This is a genomic window from Bradyrhizobium quebecense (assembly GCF_013373795.3).
GTDB classification, from domain to species: Bacteria; Pseudomonadota; Alphaproteobacteria; order Rhizobiales; family Xanthobacteraceae; genus Bradyrhizobium; species Bradyrhizobium quebecense.
In genome coordinates this window covers 98,938-120,883 of sequence record NZ_CP088024.1, presented here as the reverse complement: position 1 = coordinate 120,883, position 21,946 = coordinate 98,938, and the positions used below count along the sequence as shown (strand labels likewise).

The window sequence follows — 21,946 nt, the reverse complement described above, 5'->3', positions numbered from 1 at the left end:
TTGTGAGTGTGTTCGTGTAGCTCTGCGATATGGCGCTTCGCCCCGAAGATCTCCCCTGTGACCCTGCAGCTCTTGCCGAGATGGTGTTGGCTTTCGAAGGCGAGAACGATGATCTGCGCGCAGAGATCGCCACGTTGAAGAGCCTGATCTTCGGCGCACGATCGGAGCGCTCGGCGATCGTCTGCGCCGAACAGATCGCGTTTGATCTGGAACCGACCGCCGGCTCACAGCTCCCGGCCAATGACGACAAACCGGACGCGCCGAGACCGAAGCGGCGCAAAGCGAGGCGCAACATCGGCGCACTGCCGGCGCATCTGCCCCGGATCGAGCGGGTGATCGAGCCGGCGTCCACGCGGTGCCCGTGCTGCACGGGTCAGATGCATCGGATCGGCGAGGAGAGCAGCGAAGCGCTCGATCGGGTGGCTGCGTGTGCTCCGCACGATCCGTCCAAAATACGCCTGCCGCTCCTGTGAGGGCGCGATTGTCCAGGCCCCGGCACCGGCGCGGCTCGTCGAGGGCGGCATGGCGACGACGGCGCTGATCGCGCATATCGCCGCGGCCAAATATGCCTGGCAATCGACGCTCTACCGCCAGACGCAGATCCTGGCGGGTCAGGGTGTCGTCGTCGACCGTCAGACGCTGGCGCGCTGGATGGGGAGCGCGGCGTGGCTGGTCAGGGGCCTCTACGATCTGCAACTGAAGACTATGCACGGCTTCGAGCGGCTGTTCTGCGACGAGACGCCGATGCCAGTGCTCGATCCGGGACGCGGCCGCACGAGGATCTGCCAGTTCTGGGCGCACGCGACGGACGATCGGGCGTGGAAGGGGCCGGCGCCGCCGGCGGTCGCCTACGTGTTCGCAGGTGGTCGCGGCAAGAAGGAGATCGTGGCGCAGTTGGCCGGCTTCGAAGGCGTGCTGCAAGTCGACGGCTATGCCGCCTACGCCTCGCTGGCGGGCGATGCGAAGATGTCGGGCCAGATCCAGCTGGCGTATTGTCTCGTTCACGCGCGCCGCAACTTCGTGAGGGTGCACAAGACGACGAACTCACCCTTCGCCGCGGAGGTCATCGAGCGCATTGCGGCCGTCTACGCGATCGAGGAGAGGATCCGCGGTCTCGACGCCGGGGAACGCCGCGCGACGCGACAGGCCGAGACGAAGCCGCTGATGGAAGCGTTGAGGATCCGTCTGATCGCGGTGAAGGACGGGATCTCCCGCCGCTCGACGCTCATCAAGGCGATCGACTACATGCTCGAACGCTGACGCCCGGATCGAAGCCGTGTTGAAGGAACTGAGCAACCATCGCGGTCGTGGCCATGGACCAGCACCGCGGGCCTCGCTGCGTCGGAATCGGACCGATCAGGCGAACGCTCTAGCTTTCGACGTCCGCGAGGCGCTGTTCGCGTTGCTGGGAAAAGACATCACCACGATCGACGGCCTCGGTCCTTACCTCTCGCTGAAGCTGATCGCTGAATGCGGGGACGACCTCTCCTCGTGGCCAAGTGCAAAGCATTTTACCTCCTGGCTAGGACTGGCGCCGAGCAACAAGGTCTCCGGCGGCAAAAGGCTCTCGTCCCGAACGCGCCGATCCGGCGGCCGGGCGGCGGCGCTTCTGCGCCTTGCTGCCGTCACCGTCGGACGCACCGATACTGCGCTCGGCGCCTTTTACAGGCGACTTTCATCGCGCATCGGTAAGGCCAAGGCAGTGACCGCCACGGCCCGCAAGATCGCAGTTCTGTTCTACAATGCTGTGCGATACGGAATGGACTATGTCGATCCCGGGGCCTCTTCCTACGAGACGCGCTACCGGACGCGAGTGGTCAACAATTTGCATCGGCGTGCCAAGGCATTCGGCTTCGTTCTCCAGCCCTTGGAGCCGACCGTCGGCGATGCCGTTTCTTAGGAATCGTTCTCCAGCGTCAACTCGCCGATCTTGGCGTGCAGCGACTTCACGTCGACGGTGGGTTCAGCGATCCGACGCCCGCCGCCCGGACCGAAAACATCGGCAGCGCTGCCTTCGAGCTGGGCCTTCCACGATGTGATCTGATTGGGGTGAACGTCGAACTGCTCCGCTAGTTGCGCCAGCGTGCGGTCACCCTTGACGGCGGCAAGCGCCACCTTCGCCTTGAAAGCCGGAGTGTGGTTCCGCCGTGCTCGTCTGCTCATCGTCTCTCCTGATTCGCGGGTCAATCTTGCCCGCCGTCAGGCAGAAACTCCACTTATCGCACTGTTCAGATTTGCGGGACCAGCTCACTCGCGTCCACACTACCTGTACGCATCCGGTCAGCACCCCGGGCAGGCGCGCCGGTCAGCCGTGGCGCTCAGGCGGCAGCCGCTCTGGACTGTTGGGTCGCCTTCCAATTCCACGGGAGCAGGTCGGCGACTTTGTTGACGGGGTGATCTGGAAGCCTGGCCAACACATCCGCGAGCCAGGCTTGCGGATCAACGTCGTTCATCTTGCAGGTTTCGATCAGGGTATAGACGGCGGCGGCGCGATGGCCGCCGGCATCTGAACCGGCGAAGGTCCAATTTCGTCTTCCGACAGCCACACCGCGTAACGCTCGTTCGGCAGCGTTGTTCGAGAGGCAGACGCGACCATCGTCCAGGAAGCGGGTGAACGCCGCCCAACGGTTGAGCAGGTAGTTGATCGCCTTTGCAGTATCGTTGCCTGATGAGAGCAAGGTTCGCTGCTGACGCATCCAGATTTCGAGATCGGCGACGATCGGCCTCGACTTATCACGACGTACCGCAAGCCGCTGTTCCGGCGTTTTGCCGTTGATGGTGCGCTCGATCTCGAACAGGAGATCGATGCGTCGCACGGCCTCGCTGGCAATCGGCGCCTCTCCAGATTTCGCCAGGTCGAAGAACTTTCTGCGGCCGTGGCTCCAACAGGCCGCTTCAAGGATCGGAGCTGGCTTCCTTTGGGCCTTGTAGAGCTGGTTATACCCATCGAAGGCATCGGCCTGCATGAGGCCGACATAGCCGGCAAGATGGCTTTGCGGGTGTTCTCCAGCCCGGTTGCGTGAGTAGTAGAACAGGGCCGCCGGCGGATCCGTGCCGCCAAACGGCCGGTCATCGCGAACGTAGGTCCAGATCCGGCCGGTAACCGTCTTGAGCTTGGCCAGCACCGGCACCGTCGTATCGTCGGCGTGGATGCGTTCCGCGCTCATGACGTGGATCCGGATCGCCTCAATGATGGGATCGAGTGCGACCACGCAGGCGCCGATCCGATCCGCCAGGGTCGAGACGTCGATCTCGATCCCTTCGCGGGCATAGGTCTTGCTCTGTCGGTTCAACGGCTGGTGCAGCAGGAACTTGTTGACCAGCACCATCGCCAGCAGGCTCGGCCCGGCAAAGCCTCGCGGGATCGGATGGGAGGGCGCCGGCGCCTCGGTGATTGCCTCACAATCCCGGCAGGAGAACTTTTCGCGGACATGCTCGATAATCTTCCAGCGCCGCGGCTCACATTCCAGGGTCTTCGATACCACCTCGCCGAGCTTGTGCAGTCGCTCGCTGCCGCACTTGCCACATACGCAAGGAGCGGGTTCGACGATGCGTTCGATCGGCAGATTGTCCGGCAACGGACGTCGCGGCGGCCGTGGATTTTGCACGCGCTGCTGTTTGGCGGCTTCCGGCGCTGCGAGCTCGGCCTTGGTTTCCTGCTCAGCCTGGGTCTCTTCAAGATCCTCGATGGCGAGTTCGAGCTGCTCGACCAGCAGCTTGCCGCGCTCAGAAGATTGCCCGAACTGTTCTCGCCGTGCCTTGGCCAGCATCAGCTTCAGCCGCTCGATCTCCAGCCGGCCGACGGTCACCTCGCTCTTCGCCAGCGTCAGCTGCTCGCGCTGCGCAATGATCATCGCGTGTGCTGCGGCAAGGTCGGTGGGAAGCGGATCGGCGGGCGTCGTCACGAGGACGAATCAACCATATTCGTCGCAAAAAATCCCGCTCGATTTAACCGGAAGCCTGTGGACGCCAGGTTGCCTGCGGCATCCGCCAATCAATTCCGGAGAGGAGATAGGATAGCTGCGCAACGCTGATCGTCACAACGCCGTCCGCCATTGATGGCCACAAAAAGCGGCCTCGCTCCAGCCGCTTCGTGAACAGACACGCGCCTTGGCCATCATGCCAGATGATCTTGATCAGGTCGGCACAGCTCGTTTCATTGTACGTCCCTTTGTCAGATACCGGGTAGGCGGATCATTCTATCATATTGATAATCAATGTAGTTTCTCGGCCGACGCTCGATCACGCGCTGCACCGCTATACGTACTGTTTCCGAGCTCAGCGCGTCGACAGGAACCAACCATTGCGAGCCCTTGATTGCTTGTGTGGCCGGCAAGATGTCCTTCAGCACCAAGCTCTTTGCTGATCCGACGCAAATTCCAAAGTGTGCCGCAGCCTTCGCAAGGCTGATCATTTTGCCGTCGGACGATGCGGGGTCGTATTCCGGCAAGCCCAGGCGTTCGCGCATTTCCCGCACGCGAACAGTCGTCCAGGTCTCGCCGTCGCCGGTCTTGCAGCGCATCCGATTGAGCGACACGGCGAGCTCTCGATCAGGCCAATGACCAGCGAGTTTACGAAGTGCGTCAACGGCAGTCGGTGCCATGTCGCCCGGATATCGGCCCGTCTTAACGCGAGCAACGCGAACCTCCGTGTGCCGGCCGCCGGTCCAGTGGATGAGCAGAACCGCCTCATTGGTGTTCCTATCGAGATCGCAAACAATCTCTCGGACCACAATGTGAACCAGCCGTTGCTTGGTGCGCGTGTCCGTGGACGGTGCATTCCAAACCCGCGGAAGATCATGCGCAAGTTGCAGAAGCAGGGCGCGGTCGATCTTGGGACTTTCCGCCGATGCGGTGCGCAGCTCCTTTATACGACCTTCAAGCTCGGCAACCCGCTCCAATGCGCCATTCCAGCGCGCCTCGAGTTCGCGGGCAACGTGGCGCTTGGCCGGATCCACAAGCTCGTATCGGCGTGCCGCAAGAGACGCTTCGTAGCGTACGACTTCAAGCTCCCGTTCGACGGCCGTGATGATCTCTTGTCTTGAGCGCTCAACCTGGTCGGACGCCAATATCGCTGCTTCAACAGCCCGATCGGAGACGGCCTCAAGGATTTGCAGCGCGACCGCACGATCGACCCGCACCCCGCCGATGCCGATACATAGGCCAGCGCCGACATGGGCGTCATCGCCGCGGCATTGATAACGATGGGCATTCCCCTTGGCCTGGCCGTAGAACACACGCATCATCCGCCCGCAATGGCCGCACCGCATCAATCCGGTCAGAAGTGCGCGTCCCCCGCGCGCCGATTTTCGCGAGCAGTTCTTCTTCATGTGGGCGTTTTCCAGCAGCAGCCTCTGATTGTCCTCATACTCCTGCCAGCTGACATAGCCGGGATGATTGTCGCGCAGGAGAACATTCCATTCCTCCCGCGGCTTTTTGAACCCGCTGACCTTGCGGGCGCGACCGTCCACGATCCGTGTCTTCTGGGCGATTCGGCCAAACGCATAGGCGCCAGCATAGAGCGGATTGTGCAGGATCTGCATCACCGTGTGATAGGCCGGCGCCTTCCAGCTGAGCTTGTAGATTTGAACGTTTTTTAGAACCACAGGCATTTTGATGTCGGCAGCACGCAGCCAAAGAAAGACCTGCCGGGCGCTACCGAGCTCGCGGAACTTCGTGAAGACGAGTCGAACCAATCCCGCCACATGTTCGTCGGGATCCATTTCGATCTTGCCGAGTTCACTCCAACAAAATCCAGGTGGAAGCATGAAGCGGTACTCGCCGCGCTTGGCCTTAGTGTCCGACCGAAAAATAAGTTGAGTGATATCAGCGAGTTCTGGTTCCATTGGTGTTGCGAAGCATCAAAGGGATCGAGAATGTGGACTGATATCACCCGGGCACAGTTTGCCCGAGAGGAGCTGCGTTTGCCAAGCGACTTGACGGATGCGGAATGGGGCGTGCTGGAGAGGTTGCTTCCTGTGCGGGCCAAGCGCGGGCGGCGCCCGAAATGGAGCTATCGCGACATCGTCGAGGCAGTGCTCTATCTGCTGCGCGGCGGGTTGCCGTGGCGCATGCTGCCGCCCACTCTGTTTCCACCAATGACCACGGTGCAGTACTATTTCTACCAATGGCGCGACAGCGGATTGTGGCAATCGATCAACCACGCACTCCTGATGCTGGCGCGCGAGGCGATCGGCCGGGAGGCCTCGCCGACGGCCGGCGTGATCGACAGCCAATCGGTCAAGACCACGGAAAGTGGCGGCCCTCGCGGCTACGACGCGGGAAAGAAGATCAAGGGTCGAAAGCGGCACATCGTCACCGACACCCAAGGGCTCCTGGTCGGAGCGATCGTTCACGCTGCCGACGTCCAGGATCGCGATGGCGCGCCGGATGTCCTGTGCAGCATTCGCTACCGCTTCCCCTGGCTGCGCCATATTTTTGCCGATGGCGGCTATGCCGGCGAAAAGCTCAAGGCGGTGCTGGTAAAGATCGGCCGGTGGACTGTCGAGATCATCAAGCGCTCCGATGCCGCACAGGGCTTCGAGGTGCTTCCGCGCCGCTGGGTGGTCGAACGAACCTTCGCCTGGCTCGGCCGCAACCGCAGATTGGCCAAGGACTTCGAGCGAACCATCGAAAGCGCAACTGCCTGGCTCTTCCTCGCCTCCGTCCAACTCATGACAAGGCGCATCGCAGCCATAAAAACAGAAATGCAATTTTGAGTCAGACTCTTAGAGTCCCGAGCGGCGATTCCACGTTGGCGAAGCAGGCTCAGCTCATACTCCGACATCGTTCCCTTCAGTCCGAGAAGCAGGCGGTCGTTGACAAGCCGCGGATCATAGGCGCCGTCGGGATCAATGACCAACGCGCCCGCGAGGGCGCATAGGTCGATCAAGTGATGCCAGTCGCGTCCATTGCGCGCCAGCCGCGACGCCTCAATGCAATAAACGGCACCGACGTTACCCGAACAAACCATCGCCACAAGCCGCTCAAATCCGGGCCGTTGAGTGCTGCCAGAGCCTGAGCGGCCAAGATCATCGTCAATTACCGCCACCGACTTAAATCCGGCGGTTTCCGCGGCCTGCGCCAGGTCATATTGCCGCCGCTGGCTTTCGAGATTCCCCATAACTTGGGACATTGTCGATTGGCGAACATAGACGACGGCGGCGCGGTCGAGGTGATCACGTGTGATCTTGACACTCATGGTCACCTCCCGACATCTGAGCGGGTTCGACGCCAGCCGCTTCCAGCAACAGATCGGCGAGCGCCTCGATCAGACCTTTGGGATTGGCGCCCAGCGGGTTCTGGGGAATCCGAAGACGCAGATCCAGACCCAGTTGCATCGGCTCGCGATATTGGCTTTTTCTCCGCACGTCCTTTCTCCCTCTTCAAAGAAGGACGGGATTGTGCGCCCGACGCCTGAGTCGCGCCCAGAAGCTTCAGAACAGCAGAAAATTCGTTCAGCCCCTCAATACTGACCTGCGGCGGTCCTAGCGCCATGCCGGCGCAGTAGCTTTCGTCGAGCATCCAATTGGGAACTTCGCGGCTAAACCCACGCCGCTCCTCTGTGTAGATGCATTTCAGCTCCTTGCCGCGTCGGAACGGTGCCACCTGAAGCGTCCGCCCAAAAAGCGGATGCCACGGATACGCAATCTTCGCGCTTCGAAGACTGTATGCAGAATGTCGAGTGTTGGCCGCGGCGGCCTCTAAAAACATAGAGATCACCGGCATGCGGATCACGCTTCAAACTCTCCTGGACCAGACGCGCGAGGCTCGGGAAGCCGCGGCGCATATCGGTGTGGCCGGTCGCAAGCCACACCCGCACATTACCCGGTATGGCAATCATCGGCGCTCAAGTACCTCGAGGACCCGCGCCAGCGCTTCTGGATCGACGTGCGAATCCACTCGGATCCGTCGCCGGTTACCGAGGTCGATCTCGATCAATCCAATACGCGCGGCCACTACAGACCGCCCTCGGCTATCACCCGCAGGTAAGAGCTTCGGAGTTTCCTCCGCCTCCGTGGCGGCGATCTGCACCGGCGCAAAAGACGGTGCGACCTGCTCGGATGTCCGCGCTTGACGACGCCAGGTGAACACCAGGCTGGCCGCTACTCCGTTGCGACGTGCAACCGCTGTCACCTTTGCGCCCGGCGCCAACGTCTCCCCGACAATCCGTGCCTTGTCATCCTGCGACCAACGCCGCCGACGCTCCAGCCCGCCCAAAACCTCGACCCGCATCGCCTGATGACCTTAAAGCTAGACTTAAGGTCACACGCTTGGCGAATTACAGCGTGTCAGACAAGACGGCGCCCGCCGGATGCGTACCACTATCTCGATGCCCTTGTTGCATCAGGGCAGTCTCAAGTCAAAGTAGCTATCGAAATTTGTGACGCAGTAAGACTAGCAGGCGTCTGGATGCGCGAGGTGCCTTGGGCGTTATAGACTGATACGCCGGGTGCAGGGGCGTCTTCGCGATCGAAATGGGGCGACGCATGGCTCGGCCCACGTCCCGGCAAGAACGCCTCAGCGGCTCAGACCTTTGACCATATCCGTCGACAGTTAAATCGAAGAATTTTCGATAACCTGCTTTCCGGTCGCGCCGCAGCGCTCGAAAAGTCTTCAGTAGTCTAGTCCTCTGCCACGGTTCCTCTGACGCTCACGTAGCGAGCGCTGATTGATCGGCTCGGAGCGAGGATCATTAGGTGCCACCGATGCGATGTCTTGGTCCGGTCCCTGCCGCCGCGGGCGATCCCGCTCACGAAGGTTAGCGACTTGCCGATCGAAAACGACATCTTCTTCTCGAGCGTCGGCCGCCTCGCCACGAGGCATCGATACGGTGCCGGCCCTCGAAGACTGCGCACGTTCGCTGGGCCTCCGGTCATGTCCCGCCGGGCCCATCTGGGGTGCCCCATCGCTCGAGGAGATCTCCTCATGCTTGCGCCGGCGCGACGAAATCTGCCGGGGAGTAGTCGTCACAGAAGTCGTCGGCGCGTTCTCGGGCGGTGAGGAGAACGAGTCGTCCGACATCTCCCGTATTCGTTCCGCTGTAGCCTGCATCCTTTGGTCGATCCGCGCCAGTGTCGGATCCGGTGGCTTGCTATCCAAGGTTTGGAACGCTCGTTCGAGCTCTCTGTCGATCTGATTGGGAAGGAAGTCGTTGACGCGAGTATGCTCGGACTCGGAGAAGATGTTTGCAGCAACTGCAAGCCTTCGATCTACTTCCTGGTATAGCGCACCGAGCGTATTAGCCAGGCGCCGGGCCTCGTCGCCATCGAATGGCCGATCGACCTGGAGCGTCGCTTCCGGCGGTTTCTCGCGCAGTCCGATCTCTCGGTTTCGGAGGTAAGAGGTGATTTCGGACCCGGACAGCCTCACGTTGAGTGAGTTCGCGATCGCCGTATTATCGTTGGGATCAGCGTAGCTCTCGTCACGCGGTGAGGCGGGTGCGTAAGCCTCGACCCTCTCGATCAAAGTTCGGCGCTGGTCAATTTTGGTCGGACCGGGATGGACATGTCGGTCGACGATCTCGCCGACCGCCTCGAAACGCGCCTGAAGTTCGGGAGTGAAGATCGGAGGCTCGACCTTATAAAGCTCGTGGGCTATGCATTCGGCAGTATAGTCGACTGCCCGGGACTTTGCATCGAGGGCCTCGAAGAGGCGAATCAACTGTGCCGGATCTGATGGTTTGACCTGTAGCCGCGTGAGATGGGCTACTGTTGTCAGTGCTGTATACCGCGCCAGTACATCACCTTGCGTCCATTCGGTCATGATGTTCATTCCAATCCTGTTTTTCGTTTCGGGCCCCTCAGACGACCGAAGATCTGACCTGCCAGCTCTTCTAGGCGGGGTCAGAGTTGGACCTCGCCCACGAAAATCATCGTGCCAAGTTGGAGCGTTCCCCGTCAGATGCCTTTAAATCCGCCCGCGCGACTTGTTATGCTTTGTTGATGGATTCTCCGATCGGGCGAATGGCGTCAACTTTACGTTCTCTTCGTATGGGACGATTGCCAAATCCAGAACTGAGTCCGGATATCCTGGTTATACGCGCGGCTTTCGCCGACATAGTCCCGTAAGCGTTGGGTGGCTTGATTGGGTCCAAGCGTGCGCTCGATGAAGTCGATAGTTTGGTAGCCGTGAAGTTTTGACTTCAGCCATACGTCGCCGCCAAGATCCGCCTCTAATTCCCAAACCGTACTCTTATCATAACCATCGTCCGGGAGGCGCGCCCCCCCTTGAAGCGCCCGTTCTTCATTCGAAGCAAGATGTCCGGAGCCTGCTCGCCGCTAGTATGCGGATGTTTATGGGCAACCTCCCGTGGCCTGTACCCGGCCGGAGTCTTGTAAAGCTGCGCTTCGCCATCAAGTTTAAAAGTCGGAACCAATTCGGGTTTCCCGTCCTTAAGCACTATCTTTCCGTCATTATCCTTCCTTTTTGTTTCGCCGACTTGGAAAAGGTCGTTATCACGCTCCGCTGTAAGCCCAAGTGACGTCGTGATTTTCCTGAACTCCACATTTTTTATTCTACCGTGGTTTTTGGGCCGTCGGGAGCCTTAATCGCATTCCAAAGTCCATTCTTGGTATAGTAGTTGCCTTCGTACCTGATGTAGACAAGCTCCCCGTCCATCTGCTTGGCGGTTTTGTTGCCCAATTTGGCGAGAGCCTGAAAGTTCGCTCCGGCAGAAAACGTGTATACGTTTTTCTCTGCGGGATCTGCGGAACCGTCCGAATTCAGCGGCTCTATGGGGATGCCGTTTTCTTTGAGTGTGGTGTCCTTGACCGCAATCAACAGGTCGTCGTTCGAGGCAAGTCTGGCTGCGGTGTTGCGCCCGCTTGCCCTGAGAAGAGCGGCCAATCGTTTAGAAACATCGGGATCAACGACGTCGTGCATGTGATCATCACCGGCCATGTAAGCGATCCTTCAAGAATTTGGACACTCAGCTGCGATTGTTCTTCGTTTGCTTTCGTCTCGGGCCTTAACAGCTCTTAGCAACGCCATAAGCCGGCGTTCACGAGAATTCATAAATAGTTTCGGATCGTCCATCGGAGCATAGTCGTCTGCATTCAAACTCTCAAATCCTGGAACGTCAACGTCCAATCGCGCTACACTTGTAATGTGGTTATATCGGACGAGCTGCTTTCTCGGGGTCGGCTCTGAAGAGAGAGCGGCGCCTCCGCTTTGTGAGGCCCGCTAACGCTCTTTTGATAGCACAAACTTGCAATCGTGACGGGAGCTATGCGGGATTTTCGGTGATGAGGTGATCAGGCGGCGTGCTGTCGATCCGTCGGCAATGCCTGTTGCTTGGCATCGCGCGCTCCGGGGTCTACCGGCCGCCCCGGCCGGCCAACGACAACGACCTTGCCCTGATGCGGCGGATCGACGAGCTGTTCATCGCCTGGCCGTTCCTGGGCTCGCGGCGAATGACCGCAATGCTGAAGGCTGAGGGGCTTCAGGTCAATCGCAAGCGCGTGCAGCGGTTGATGCGCAAGATGGGCATCGCGGCGCTGGGACCGAAGCCGAACACGACGAAGCCGGCGCCGGGCCACAAGATCTATCCTTATCTGTTGCGCAACATGACGATCGACCGGCCGAACCAGGTGTGGGCCGCCGACATCACGTATCTGCCCATCGGCCGTGGCTTTTCTTTATCTCGTCGCCATCATCGACTGGGCGAGCCGTGCGGTTCTGGCGTGGCGGTTATCGAACACGATCGACGTCTCGTTCTGCGTGGCGGCTCTGGAAGGGGCGCTGGCGAAGTACGGCAGGCCGGAGATTTTCAATACCGACCAAGGCAGCCAGTTCACCAGCGCGGCCTTCACCGGCGCGTTGGCGGGCGCAGGGATCAAGATCTCCATGGATGGCCGCGGTCGTTGGATGGACAACGTCTTCATCGAGCGGCTGTGGCGGTCGCTCAAGCATGAGGACATCTATCTCAAGGGCTATGCCGACGGCCGTGAGGCCAAGGCAGGGATCGCGAGCTGATCGCCTTCTATAACGATCGTCGCCTTCATCAGGCGCTCGGCTATCGCACGCCGATGGCGGTCTGGCGCGAACGGATGCAGGCCGCGAAGGCTGTGGAATGGTGGACAACGCTGACGCGTTGCCCACATGCCCATCTGTGGACGCCCCCGGGGATGCAAGAAGAATCTTTCGTCAAGCGCTGCGTTGTAGTCGGGGGCTGACATCTGTCCGGCCGTTAGGTGGTGTGGACTCTAAGGATTCCCTTTTAGGCGCAAATCAGATTCAAGACTGTTTTTGGGGAGGCAGTCTTGGGTGTGATGGACCGTTTGGTATTGAGCGACGCGGCTTGGGAGCGGATGGCGCCGCTGATCATAGGTCGCCCCGACCAGAAGGGCTCCACTTGGCGCGACAATCGGATGTTCGTGGAAGGTGTACTTTGGATTGTTCGCACGGGCTCTCCCTGGCGTGATCTCCCGGAGGCGTTCGGGGATTGGAACAGCGTGTTCCGGCGCTTCAGTCGATGGAGCATCAAGGGCGTCTGGTGGCGGATCTTCGAGGCGATGTCCGATGATCCGGACTTCGAATATTTGATCGTCGATTCCACCATCGTCCGGGCGCATCAGCACGCCGCCGGGGCCAAAAAAGGGGGTCTGAAGATCAGGCGATCGGCCGCTCGCGCGGTGGCCTGAGCACCAAGATACATATGGCCGTTCGTGGCTTGGATGTCCCGTACGGTTCGCGCTGACCGCAGGCCAGAAGGGCGATGCACCGCAAGCTGCCGCATTGATCGAGGGACTACCTGCCGAGGTCGTCATGGCCGATACGGCCTATGACGCCGATCATTTGCGCCAAGCCATCGCCGCCAAGGGCGCGCTCGCCGTCATCCCCAACAACCCATCACGCGCACTCAAATACCCGCTGGACAAGCACCTCTATGCCCAGCGTCACCTCGTCGAATGCTGCTTCTCAAAGCTCAAGCAGTTCCGCCGCGTCGCAACCCGCTTCGAAAAGACCGCCCGAAATTACCTAGCCGTCGTCACTCTCGCAGCCATCGTCCTTTGGATGCGGTAAGTGTCCACACCACCTAATGCGACCGTCATTTGTCGCGGGCCCGTATGGGAGTTCGCGGATCAGGTCCAAATCACAGCGGCGTGCTTAGATAGCACTTGGGCATGTACTGGTTTTCCCAACCCCGTCTCTCGACTGTTGCGCCATACCGTCCGTTTGACCTTCCTACATCTCGACGACCACTGACCGGACGGCTATGCCGCCACAACCGGAGCTTTATAGACCCCACCGTTGGCCATCAGAGCCCAGACGACGCGGGCCATCTTGTTTGCAAGAGCGGTGGCTACCAGCATAGGTGGCTTGCGGGCAATCATGCGCCCGAGCCACGATGACGGTGAAGTGCCTCGCCGCCGTGCCTGCTGCACGACCGCAGTCGCGCCGATGATAAGTAACCGTCGCAACGTTCGCTCCCCCATTTTCGACGTCGCACCCAGCTTCTGTTTGCCGCCCGTGGAGCGCTGCAACGGGGTCAACCCCAGCCATGCGGCGAAGTCGCGTCCGCACCGGAAGCTTCCGGCGGCAGGCGCAAGGGCAAGCAACGCCGTCGCCGTCATTGGTCCTACGCCTGGGATTGTCATTAAACGGCGGGCATCTTTTTCTTTTCGGGCGCGATGGGTGATCTCGCTGTCGAGTTTCTTGATCTGCATTTCCAGCGTCACCATCGTCTTGATCAATATGTCGAGTACGAACCGTGCCGCTTCGGGCACATTTGTTTTTGGATCCATTGCGCGCTCGACAAGCTCTCCGACATGGGCCGTTCCCTTTGCCATGATCACCCCGTATTCGGCGAGATGACCACGCAAAGCATTGATCGCCTGGGTCCGCTGCCGGATCAGCAAGTCGCGGGTCCGAAACACCACCGCGCTCGCTTGCTGCTCTTCACTCTTGACGGGAACGAAACGCATGGTCGGCCTCTGCGCTGCTTCACAGATCGCCTCTGCATCGGCCATGTCGTTCTTCTGCCGCTTGACGAAGGGCTTCACGTAAGCCGGTGGGATCAGCCGCACTTCATGGCCGAGCTTGCCAATCTCACGAGCCCAGTAATGCGCGCCCGAGCAGGCTTCCATCGCCACGAGGCAAGCCGGCTGCTCGGCAAAGAATGCCAGCAGCTTATTCCGGCGCAGCTGTTTGCGAAAAACGACCTTTCCGGTGGCATCGGCTCCATGGGCTTGAAAGACATACTTCGCTAAATCTAGTCCAATCGTGCTAACTTCGTTCACGGACGCTTCCTCTCTCGTGATGGCTGTTCAACACCCTTCACTTTGGCACATCGATGCCGTCGAGGGGGCGTCCACCCCATCACAGCAACAACAGCAGACAGTGTCTCTGGCAGCGTGATAGGAAGTAATCAGGAGCGGTCAGTTTCCAACTAACAAACCGGCTCAAGCGGCCCCGCTCCGCGGGTCCATTTCACTCTCCGCTGGCCATTCTCGACGTGCATCGGCTTTTTTGACCTGCATCAATACTGCGGCGGCGGCTTAGCGATAGGAAAGACGTTCTGGTCGAGGTCAGAGATATGGCAGACAGAAGGACTCGGCGGCCCATCATCTTTTCGTGTCCAAATACCGGCGACCGGGTTCAAGGACTGCTGCCGGATGACGCCTCCGAGCTCGACGACCTGCCCCAATAACCTGCGCTGCTTGTGATGGCGTCCACTTCGTCGACCGGCGGACCGGCGCAATGATTGGGGCCGAGCGCAGCTCGATCGATCGGCATGGCATCAAGCGAAGCCGGGGGCGTCGTATTTTTGCTTCGACACACCCGCCAGGCTCGCAAGGACGCGTTGAGGCCATCCATCTCACGCTCGCCCTCTTGGGATAGGAGTCTTCTCACCAATGAAGGATGTTCGACATGAACGACCACGGGAACACTTGTGGCGCCGCTGGCACGACTTCGCAGGCAGCAGTTCAGTCTGATTTCTGCAAGACAGCGGCCGATACTAGCCGGCATTGTCTTGAGCAGGGCGGGATCTTCTCGATCGTAGCCGGGAAGCTGTATCGCAGCGTTAATCCTCGTAATTCAGTTAGCGAGCGGATCACGCGCCGCTCGGCCAATATTTGGCTCAACCTGTTCCCGCACCGACCAAGCGAACTAATCCATGCTGTTCAGAAGGTTGCCCCAATTGTCTATTCACGGCGATAAACACCCTACAGCATCTACTGACAAGATGCCGTGGGAACGGATCGAAGCGGCGCCCTTTGATCGGGATCTGGAGATTGCCGTCATTGAGGGTAATACCATTCACCGGCTGGTGTTTCCTTGCCGCCGGATCTTCGGCGGCTGGATTAAGACCAAGACCGGAGAACACGTCGCTGTGCGACCCACACACTGGCGCATATGGTCGAAATAGCGGGCCATCCAGCACTTAGATGCCGTGAATGCTACGCTTCCACTCAGTGGCCCTCTCGCAGGCGATGTAGAGCGAATCGAATGAGTGCGCTTGGCGCGAAATATGTGAGCTATCGCTGAAAGTTGGTGACGGCGGGAATCGGGAAGGCGGCATATCGTGGGGGTGCTTGACGCCTCCACTTCTCCACCGAAGGAGCGATATGCCGTGTCCAAAGATAACATCATCAAGTTGATTCAGCCAGGAAACGTCGACGATCAACTCACCGAAATCTTGCGCAATGGGGCGCGTGCTCTGTTGGCCCAGGCGGTCGAGGCCGAGGTCGCGGACTTTCTCGGCAAGCATGCCGATTTGAGGACTGCGGACGGCCACCAGCGCTCGTGCGCCACGGTCACCTGCCGGAACGCGAGGTGATGACCGGTATCGGTCCGGTCGGCGTCCGCCAGCCGCGTGTACGCGATCGCGAGGCGGAGGCTACCGATCCCGACCGCATCCGGTTCTCTCCGTCGATCCTGCCGCCCTACATGCGCCGCTCGAAATCGATCGAGACGCTGCTGCCGATCCCTTACCTGAAGGGTATCTCCACCGGCGACTTCTCCGAGGCTCTGGCGGCGCTGCTCGGCAAGGATGCTGCCGGGTTGTCGGCATCCGCCATCGGCCGTCTGAAGGACGGTTGGCTTGACGAACACACCGCGTGGCAGAGGCGCGATCTGTCGGCGAAGCGCTACGTCTACATCTGGGCCGATGGCATCCATCTCCAAGCACGCCTCGAAGACGAAAAGCAGTGCATCCTGGTGCTGATCGGCGCGACGCCGGAAGGCCGCAAGGAACTGGTCGGCTTCACCGATGGCGCCCGCGAGAGCGCGCAGGACTGGCGCGATCTGCTGCTCGACCTGAAGCGGCGCGGGCTCGGCGTGCCGCCGCGGCTCACCATCGCCGACGGCGTGCTCGGGTTCTGGAAGGCCGCCGGCGAGGTCTGGCCGAAAACGCGCGAGCAGCGCTGCTGGGTACACAAGACCGCCAACGTGATCGCCAAGTTGCCGAAGAGCCAGCAGCCTAAAGCCAAACGCGCGTTGCAGGAGATCTGGATGGCCGAAACCAAGGCCGCCGCCGAGCTGGCGTTCGACGCCTTCATCGAGAGCTACACGCCCAAATACGAGAAGGCGGCCGACTGCCAGAGCAAGGATCGGGACACGCTACTGGCGTTCTACGACTTCCCGGCCGAACACTGGAAACACCTGCGGACCACCAATCCCATTGAAAGCACCTTCGCTACCGTGCGCCACCGCACGATCCGATCGAAGGGCTGCCTGTCCAACAGAACGGCGCTCGCGATGGTCTTCAAACTGCTTGAGGCCGCGCAGAAAAGCTGGCGTCGTCTCGATGGCCACAACCAGTTGCCAAAACTCGTTCTCGGTGTGACATTCAACGACGGGATCGAGGTCATCGCCAAACCGACTGACCGTCAGCCCATAACCGCCGCCGCCTGACCGGCCGCGCCGTCACCAAAATTTGGCGATAGCTCTGGGCCATGCATCCAATGTGGGTGGCCCCTTCCAGCGTGCGCCATGCGGTATAGCCGTCACTCATTACAATGCCACGGTAATCGCCGAGGAAGGCTTGCGGGTGGATTTGGCCGCGGCCCGGCTGATAATCCAGAAGAACGATCGGCTCGTGGCTGCCCTTGCCGCTGCGATAAGCCCACATGTACGATGTGCTGGTGGCCCGTTTGTCCTTCTCCTTGAGGACCTGAACCGTTGTCTCGTCGCCATGGATGAGAGGTTGTAATCTGAGCCGCAGCTTCAGGGCGTCGTAGATGCGATGCAGATGCTTCTCGCTCGAGCCAATCACCCAGTGGCCCAAAGCGCCGCGGCTGACAGGAACACCTGCACGTTCGAAGGCCTGCGCCAGGCGGTAGAGCGGCGTGCCATCGACATATTTGTGAACCAGCGCGAAGGCCAGCGTCGAGGGCGTGGCAACGCTGCCCGGCAATGGTTGCGGCGGCATCGGCGCGGTCACGACAGGGGCGTGGATCCCGGTGCGATCGCAATGGCGGCACGCATATTTGAAGCGCACATTCTGTAAAGCCTTCGCCTTCACCTCGATATGAAGTTGCTCGGTGACAGCCTCGCCCATGCGATGCATCTGGCCACGGCAGCAAGGACACGCCTTCTGATCGTCGGACAGGTCATACTCGACGCGCTCACGAGGTAGGTTCCCCGGCAGCGGCTTGCGGCCGCGCTTCTTTCCCATTGTGTTTTCGACGGGTGGCAAGCCCGTGTCCGGAAGTTCGGCGATATTGTTCGTTTCACTGCCGGCGTCCTCCTCATCGGAGGCCTGCTCGGCTTCATTGAAGAGACGATCAACATGCTTTTCGCTGCGCGGCGCAAAACGATGCAGGCGTGCCAGCGCCAGTTCTTCCTCGAGCTTGGCGACGCGGTCGGCGAGTTGATGGTTCTCCGCCTGCAGCGCAGCAATGCGTGCCAACAGCACTTCAACACTCGGATCGCCGGTTCGATTCATCGAATTCTTGAATCTGAACCGTACCGACGCGTCAACCGCTCAACTCGAGAGCTCAGCCGGCAACCTGATATTGCCGCACCGGATGGCGGACCATCGCATCGATATCGATGCCGTCAAGGATCCAGTGCAATTGCTCCGTCGTCAGCGTGACGATCGCCTCCTGGCGGCGCGGCCATCGGAACCTGTCTTCGGTCAGCCGCTTCAGGACCAGTACAAAGCCGGACCGATCGAAGAACAGAAGCTTCATCCGGTCGCAACGGCGATTGCAGAACGCAAAAACCGCCGGAGTGAATGGATCGAGCGCCATCGTCTCCTGGACCAGGACCGCAAGGCTGTTGATGCCAGCCCGGAAGTCGATCGGCTCACGGTGCAGATAGACCTGCAGGTCATCGCCCAGTCTAAACATCGCCCAGCGCTCCGATGATCGCCGTCAATGCATCCACATCGCCGCATTCCAGCGCGAGCTTCACGCCATTCGGCAGCGACACGCTCACTTTGGCCGGAGAACAAAAAGCTGGAGTCCCTTTGGGTTCCGAACCACGCACTTCATCGTAAGCCGGCAAATCAACCGTCGCCACGCTGTCTTTTCGCGACAGGTCCCGCTCGGACTTCCCCTCAAGCTGAACCGGGATGAACGCCGGGCGTGAGGACGGCGGCAGCGACCTGGTCGCGCTGTGCTTCTTGATCCACTTCCGAAGGAGGTTCGCGTTGACCCCATGTTCGAGTGCAAGCCTCGATACCGAAACCCCAGGCTCAAGGCAGGCCGCGACAAGACGCTCTTTCGATGCCGCCTCGTAGCGTCGGCGACCGTTCCGGCCGACAAGCCTGACCCGCAGTTTCTGATCATCGTCGCTCATCACAAGGTGTCCACCTATTTTGGTGGACACCTCATGCATCAGGACTCTCAAAAGCAAAAGGTGCGGAGAAATTCGCGCTTACGATGCAGGAGGGCCATCCTCCATCTCTCATAAAGCTGTACGCATTAAATTCGGTTATTCACCTCCTTCATGCTCTGCAGCACACCATGCCAGATGATCTTGATCAGGTCGCGACAGCTCGTTTCATTGTACGTCCCTTTGTCAGATACCGGGTAGGCGGATCATTCTATCATATTGATAATCAATGTAGTTTCTCGGCCGACGCTCGATCACGCGCTGCACCGCTATACGTACTGTTTCCGAGCTCAGCGCGTCGACAGGAACGAACCATTGCGAGCCCTTGATTGCTTGTGTGGCCGGCAAGATGTCCTTCAGCACCAAGCTCTTTGCTGATCCGACGCAAATTCCAAAGTGTGCCGCAGCCTTCGCAAGGCTGATCATTTTGCCGTCGGACGATGCGGGGTCGTATTCCGGCAAGCCCAGGCGTTCGCGCATTTCCCGCACGCGAATAGTCGTCCAGGTCTCGCCGTCGCCGGTCTTGCAGCGCATCCGATTGAGCGACACGGCGAGCTCTCGATCAGGCCAATGACCAGCGAGTTTACGAAGTGCGTCAACGGCAGTCGGTGCCATGTCGCCCGGATATCGGCCCGTCTTAACGCGAGCAACGCGAACCTCCGTGTGCCGGCCGCCGGTCCAGTGGATGAGCAGAACCGCCTCATTGGTGTTCCTATCGAGATCGCAAACAATCTCTCGGACCACAATGTGAACCAGCCGCTGCTTGGTGCGCGTGTCCGTGGACGGTGCATTCCAAACCCGCGGAAGATCATGCGCAAGTTGCAGAAGCAGGGCGCGGTCGATCTTGGGACTTTCCGCCGATGCGGTGCGCAGCTCCTTTATACGACCTTCAAGCTCGGCAACCCGCTCCAATGCGCCATTCCAGCGCGCCTCGAGTTCGCGGGCAACGTGGCGCTTGGCCGGATCCACAAGCTCGTATCGGCGTGCAGCAAGAGACGCTTCGTAGCGTACGACTTCAAGCTCCCGTTCGACGGCCGTGATGATCTCTTGTCTTGAGCGCTCAACCTGGTCGGACGCCAATATCGCTGCTTCAACAGCCCGATCGGAGACGGCCTCAAGGATTTGCAGCGCGACCGCACGATCGACCCGCACCCCGCCGATGCCGATACATAGGCCAGCGCCGACATGGGCGTCATCGCCGCGGCATTGCGGCACGGCGACGCAAGAGCCATGGCATCATCGAGATCGATCTTTGCTCGCTTCGCCGTGCCTGCAAAGCTCCTTGCGCCACCTGAGCAGCTGGCTCACATGAAGCCCGGCCACGCGAGCCACTGAAACATTGGCGCCCGGCTCGAGCGACGCCGCAACAAGCCGTTCCTTCTCGTCTTGCGACCACCGGCGCCGCCTCGACCGATGTGATCACCTCCGCCCTCGAAATCGTCATAGCGCTTCTCCTAGGGTTACCCCTAGGACCTGCAGCGATCGCCTTCGTCAAACAAGGCCGCCCTCAATGGACCTCAATGGAGGGATACGGTTCAACACCTTAAATGCACTTGCAGATCGGGGGCCGGCCATAGATCGACTTCCAGTTGAAATAGGTCGCCTGTCTGATCCCGGTCTTGCGGCAGATCTCCGCCACGGCAACCCCGCATGGCCCAGCTTCGAGATGAACGCCTTCTGGGCGTCCGACAGCCGATGGGATTCGGCAGCGAAAACTCTCGCCAAAAATGATCCAGTTTGCCGGCCTCAGATCAACAGAGAAGCGCCCCCAATTACCGCGATCAGGCGCCGATCAGCGATGCTGATGGATGCCGTTCCTTTCGTTCTCGAAGAACATGTCGAGCGCGGCGCTCGCCAGTTTACGGCCGAAGGCGCGCGCACTTTCCAGCCCAAGTGGATCAAAATGCGCGAGAGCGATCTCAATCGCCCGTCGGGGCATCATCCGCGATGTCGAAACGAGCGACAGTGGCTCCTCAACAGGATAAGCAGCCGCGAGTTTGGTCAATGAGGCGCTTAACAGGATCACCTGGTAATCGTCTAACGCGCGCCCCAAAATCATCTGCAGAGCCTTCGCCGGGCGACACTGCCCACACAGGCTGTCAAAAACCGGAGAGAAACCGGGAGCGGGAAGCGCAGCTGACAGAAACACCTGTACCTTGGGATCTGGCTCGGCGCGCTGATGCGAAAGGATGTTTGTCCTCTCCTCGGAGGATGAGCGGGCAGGGCTCCTTGCGTTCACTATCGGTGGGGCAGCTGGCTCAAGTGGCGTCATCGCTGCAGACAGAGATGAGATAGTCGCACTACTCCTGTTTTCCAAAATCGTCGAAACGAGACGCGCCGCCTGCCGTGAACTGGTCAGCTTGCGGAAAGCCACATCAATCCTCCAATGCCTTCTCGATGAAGTCGCCGATGAGCGACAGTTCGTTCATTGCGCACTGGGCGATATGCAACATAGGCCGCATTGCGGGAGTGCGTGACATATTCTGCATCGTGATCTGCAGCATACCACGTTCTTTCATAGCAGCGAAGGCATCACGCTCATACATCGGGGTCTCCAACATCGGCAGGAGGGCCAGCATGTCTTGCACGTCCTGTTGAGAGGTGGTCAGCCTGCAAGTCGGCACTCGCTGGCGAAGAATGGCGGTTTTGATGTCAAGTTCCTCTCCTATTAGAAGCTCGATTACGTATCGGTAAGTCGTAAGTGCTTCGTTGAAATCTACAGATGTCAGTATGGTAGGCACCAGAATGAAATCGGAGCTGGCAATGATAGTATCATTGAGTTCGCTCGAGCCGGCGTGAGTATACGCAAGCGCATACCGAAAGCCGCTAGCTTCCGCCTGTGTATATGCTTTCTCGAGTAATGGAACTTCACCCGCAACGAATACTTCGCACCTAGGATCCCAAGCGCCGTTGCGCAAAGCATTTTCTTTCCATTTATAGAGCGGACGATTTTCGTCCGCTTCGAAAAGAGCGACACTATTCTTTTTGTCTGCGAATGACGAACACAGACCCATCAAGGCTGTGGTTTTACCGGCCCCTCCTTTAAATGAGCAGCAAGTGATTAGTTTCATATCCGATCGTCCCCGTGCTCAAACAGTTTGATACGATTTGTGACGCGAGATGTGTAGGCGCGCCACGTCAGTTCAAAATAATCTGATCCC

Annotated in this window: 16 protein-coding genes and 9 pseudogenes; 8 read left to right on the top strand and 17 right to left on the bottom strand. The window is 59.9% G+C overall.

Translation table 11 applies throughout. From position 1 onward, the window contains the following. The first annotated feature begins 29 nt into the window (after positions 1-29). The 3 genes and pseudogenes from HU230_RS42915 to HU230_RS42905 form a co-directional block, all read left to right on the top strand. Entirely contained in the window at positions 30-473 is a 444-nt protein-coding gene (locus HU230_RS42915; protein ID WP_176535345.1) for an IS66 family transposase, read from the top strand. Further along, positions 430-1,260: an IS66 family transposase gene (gene tnpC / locus HU230_RS42910; protein ID WP_176535343.1), complete on the top strand. Its 831-nt coding sequence runs from the start codon at positions 430-432 to the stop codon at positions 1,258-1,260. Before HU230_RS42915 ends, tnpC (HU230_RS42910) begins: the two co-directional genes overlap by 44 nt. Further along, positions 1,259-1,900: pseudogene (locus HU230_RS42905) on the top strand (transposase); the annotation flags it as partial. The gene tnpC (HU230_RS42910) and the pseudogene HU230_RS42905, both read left to right, overlap by 2 nt. A 2-nt stretch (positions 1,901-1,902) precedes the next feature. Here HU230_RS42905 and HU230_RS42900 read toward each other — a convergent pair. The 4 genes and pseudogenes from HU230_RS42900 to HU230_RS42885 form a co-directional block, all read right to left on the bottom strand. After that, positions 1,903-2,163: pseudogene (locus tag HU230_RS42900) on the bottom strand (transposase); the annotation flags it as partial. Between the two features lie 155 nt (positions 2,164-2,318). Beyond that, complete coding sequence (gene tnpC / locus HU230_RS42895; RefSeq protein ID WP_234633924.1) at positions 2,319-3,854, bottom strand: IS66 family transposase; 1,536 nt, start codon at positions 3,852-3,854, stop codon at positions 2,319-2,321. A 94-nt stretch (positions 3,855-3,948) separates the two neighbouring features. Further along, positions 3,949-4,143 (bottom strand): annotated as a pseudogene (gene tnpB, locus HU230_RS42890) (IS66 family insertion sequence element accessory protein TnpB); the annotation flags it as partial. Positions 4,144-4,174: 31 nt separating this feature from the next. Further along, positions 4,175-5,722 (bottom strand): recombinase family protein, encoded by a 1,548-nt coding sequence (locus HU230_RS42885; RefSeq protein WP_224944497.1) that lies wholly within the window; start codon positions 5,720-5,722, stop codon positions 4,175-4,177. Between the two features lie 153 nt (positions 5,723-5,875). On the opposite strand from HU230_RS42885, the gene HU230_RS42880 reads away from it, so the two are divergent. Beyond that, positions 5,876-6,718, top strand: a complete 843-nt coding sequence (locus tag HU230_RS42880; protein WP_176535347.1) for an IS5 family transposase — start codon at positions 5,876-5,878, stop codon at positions 6,716-6,718. A gap of 5 nt (positions 6,719-6,723) precedes the next feature. On the opposite strand, the pseudogene HU230_RS42875 reads toward HU230_RS42880, so the two are convergent. Next, a pseudogene (locus HU230_RS42875) lies at positions 6,724-7,200 on the bottom strand (recombinase family protein); the annotation flags it as partial. Between HU230_RS42875 and HU230_RS42870 the strand changes: the two are divergent. Beyond that, positions 7,184-7,474, top strand: a complete 291-nt coding sequence (locus HU230_RS42870; RefSeq protein WP_224944495.1) for a hypothetical protein — start codon at positions 7,184-7,186, stop codon at positions 7,472-7,474. The pseudogene HU230_RS42875 and the gene HU230_RS42870 sit on opposite strands and share 17 nt — an antisense overlap. A gap of 68 nt (positions 7,475-7,542) precedes the next feature. Here the strand turns inward: HU230_RS42870 and tnpB (HU230_RS42865) are convergent, their stop codons facing one another. From tnpB (HU230_RS42865) to HU230_RS42850, 4 genes are all read right to left on the bottom strand, one after another. Next, entirely contained in the window at positions 7,543-7,788 is a 246-nt protein-coding gene (gene tnpB / locus HU230_RS42865; RefSeq protein ID WP_234633923.1) for a transposase, read from the bottom strand. Positions 7,789-7,838: 50 nt separating this feature from the next. Beyond that, entirely contained in the window at positions 7,839-8,234 is a 396-nt protein-coding gene (gene tnpA, locus HU230_RS42860; RefSeq protein ID WP_224944490.1) for an IS66-like element accessory protein TnpA, read from the bottom strand. Between the two features lie 381 nt (positions 8,235-8,615). Beyond that, the gene (locus tag HU230_RS42855) at positions 8,616-9,773 is read right to left on the bottom strand and encodes a hypothetical protein (RefSeq protein WP_224944487.1); all 1,158 of its coding nucleotides are present in this window, start codon (positions 9,771-9,773) and stop codon (positions 8,616-8,618) included. Between the two features lie 738 nt (positions 9,774-10,511). Then, entirely contained in the window at positions 10,512-10,901 is a 390-nt protein-coding gene (locus tag HU230_RS42850) for a hypothetical protein (protein WP_224944485.1), read from the bottom strand. A gap of 365 nt (positions 10,902-11,266) precedes the next feature. Here HU230_RS42850 and HU230_RS42845 point away from each other — a divergent pair. Together HU230_RS42845 and HU230_RS42840 are read left to right on the top strand one after the other, a co-directional pair. Further along, positions 11,267-12,040 (top strand): annotated as a pseudogene (locus HU230_RS42845) (IS3 family transposase); the annotation flags it as partial. A 222-nt stretch (positions 12,041-12,262) separates the two neighbouring features. Further along, positions 12,263-13,025: pseudogene (locus HU230_RS42840) on the top strand (IS5 family transposase). 191 nt (positions 13,026-13,216) lie between these two features. On the opposite strand, the gene HU230_RS42835 reads toward HU230_RS42840, so the two are convergent. Beyond that, positions 13,217-14,242 (bottom strand): IS110 family RNA-guided transposase, encoded by a 1,026-nt coding sequence (locus tag HU230_RS42835; RefSeq protein ID WP_224944484.1) that lies wholly within the window; start codon positions 14,240-14,242, stop codon positions 13,217-13,219. 1,334 nt (positions 14,243-15,576) lie between these two features. Between HU230_RS42835 and HU230_RS42825 the strand changes: the two are divergent. Next, positions 15,577-16,859: pseudogene (locus HU230_RS42825) on the top strand (IS256 family transposase). A gap of 16 nt (positions 16,860-16,875) precedes the next feature. Here the strand turns inward: HU230_RS42825 and tnpC (HU230_RS42820) are convergent. From tnpC (HU230_RS42820) to HU230_RS42785, 7 genes and pseudogenes are all read right to left on the bottom strand, one after another. After that, positions 16,876-17,892 (bottom strand): annotated as a pseudogene (gene tnpC, locus HU230_RS42820) (IS66 family transposase); the annotation flags it as partial. A 52-nt stretch (positions 17,893-17,944) separates the two neighbouring features. Continuing rightward, positions 17,945-18,298: an IS66 family insertion sequence element accessory protein TnpB gene (gene tnpB, locus HU230_RS42815; protein ID WP_166073804.1), complete on the bottom strand. Its 354-nt coding sequence runs from the start codon at positions 18,296-18,298 to the stop codon at positions 17,945-17,947. After that, positions 18,291-18,749: an IS66-like element accessory protein TnpA gene (gene tnpA, locus HU230_RS42810; RefSeq protein WP_166073826.1), complete on the bottom strand. Its 459-nt coding sequence runs from the start codon at positions 18,747-18,749 to the stop codon at positions 18,291-18,293. The genes tnpB (HU230_RS42815) and tnpA (HU230_RS42810) overlap by 8 nt, the downstream gene beginning before the upstream one ends. A gap of 222 nt (positions 18,750-18,971) precedes the next feature. Beyond that, on the bottom strand, positions 18,972-19,937 hold the full coding sequence (locus tag HU230_RS42805) for a hypothetical protein (RefSeq protein WP_224944482.1): 966 nt from the start codon (positions 19,935-19,937) through the stop codon (positions 18,972-18,974). 84 nt (positions 19,938-20,021) lie between these two features. Further along, positions 20,022-20,183: pseudogene (locus HU230_RS42800) on the bottom strand (transposase); the annotation flags it as partial. Between the two features lie 394 nt (positions 20,184-20,577). Further along, positions 20,578-21,159 carry a VirC2 family conjugal transfer protein gene (locus HU230_RS42790; RefSeq protein WP_224944480.1) on the bottom strand — a complete coding sequence of 194 codons (582 nt, stop codon included), beginning with the start codon at positions 21,157-21,159 and terminating at the stop codon, positions 20,578-20,580. A gap of 1 nt (position 21,160) precedes the next feature. After that, positions 21,161-21,856: a conjugal transfer ATPase VirC1 gene (locus HU230_RS42785; RefSeq protein ID WP_224944478.1), complete on the bottom strand. Its 696-nt coding sequence runs from the start codon at positions 21,854-21,856 to the stop codon at positions 21,161-21,163. Positions 21,857-21,946 lie beyond the last annotated feature (90 nt).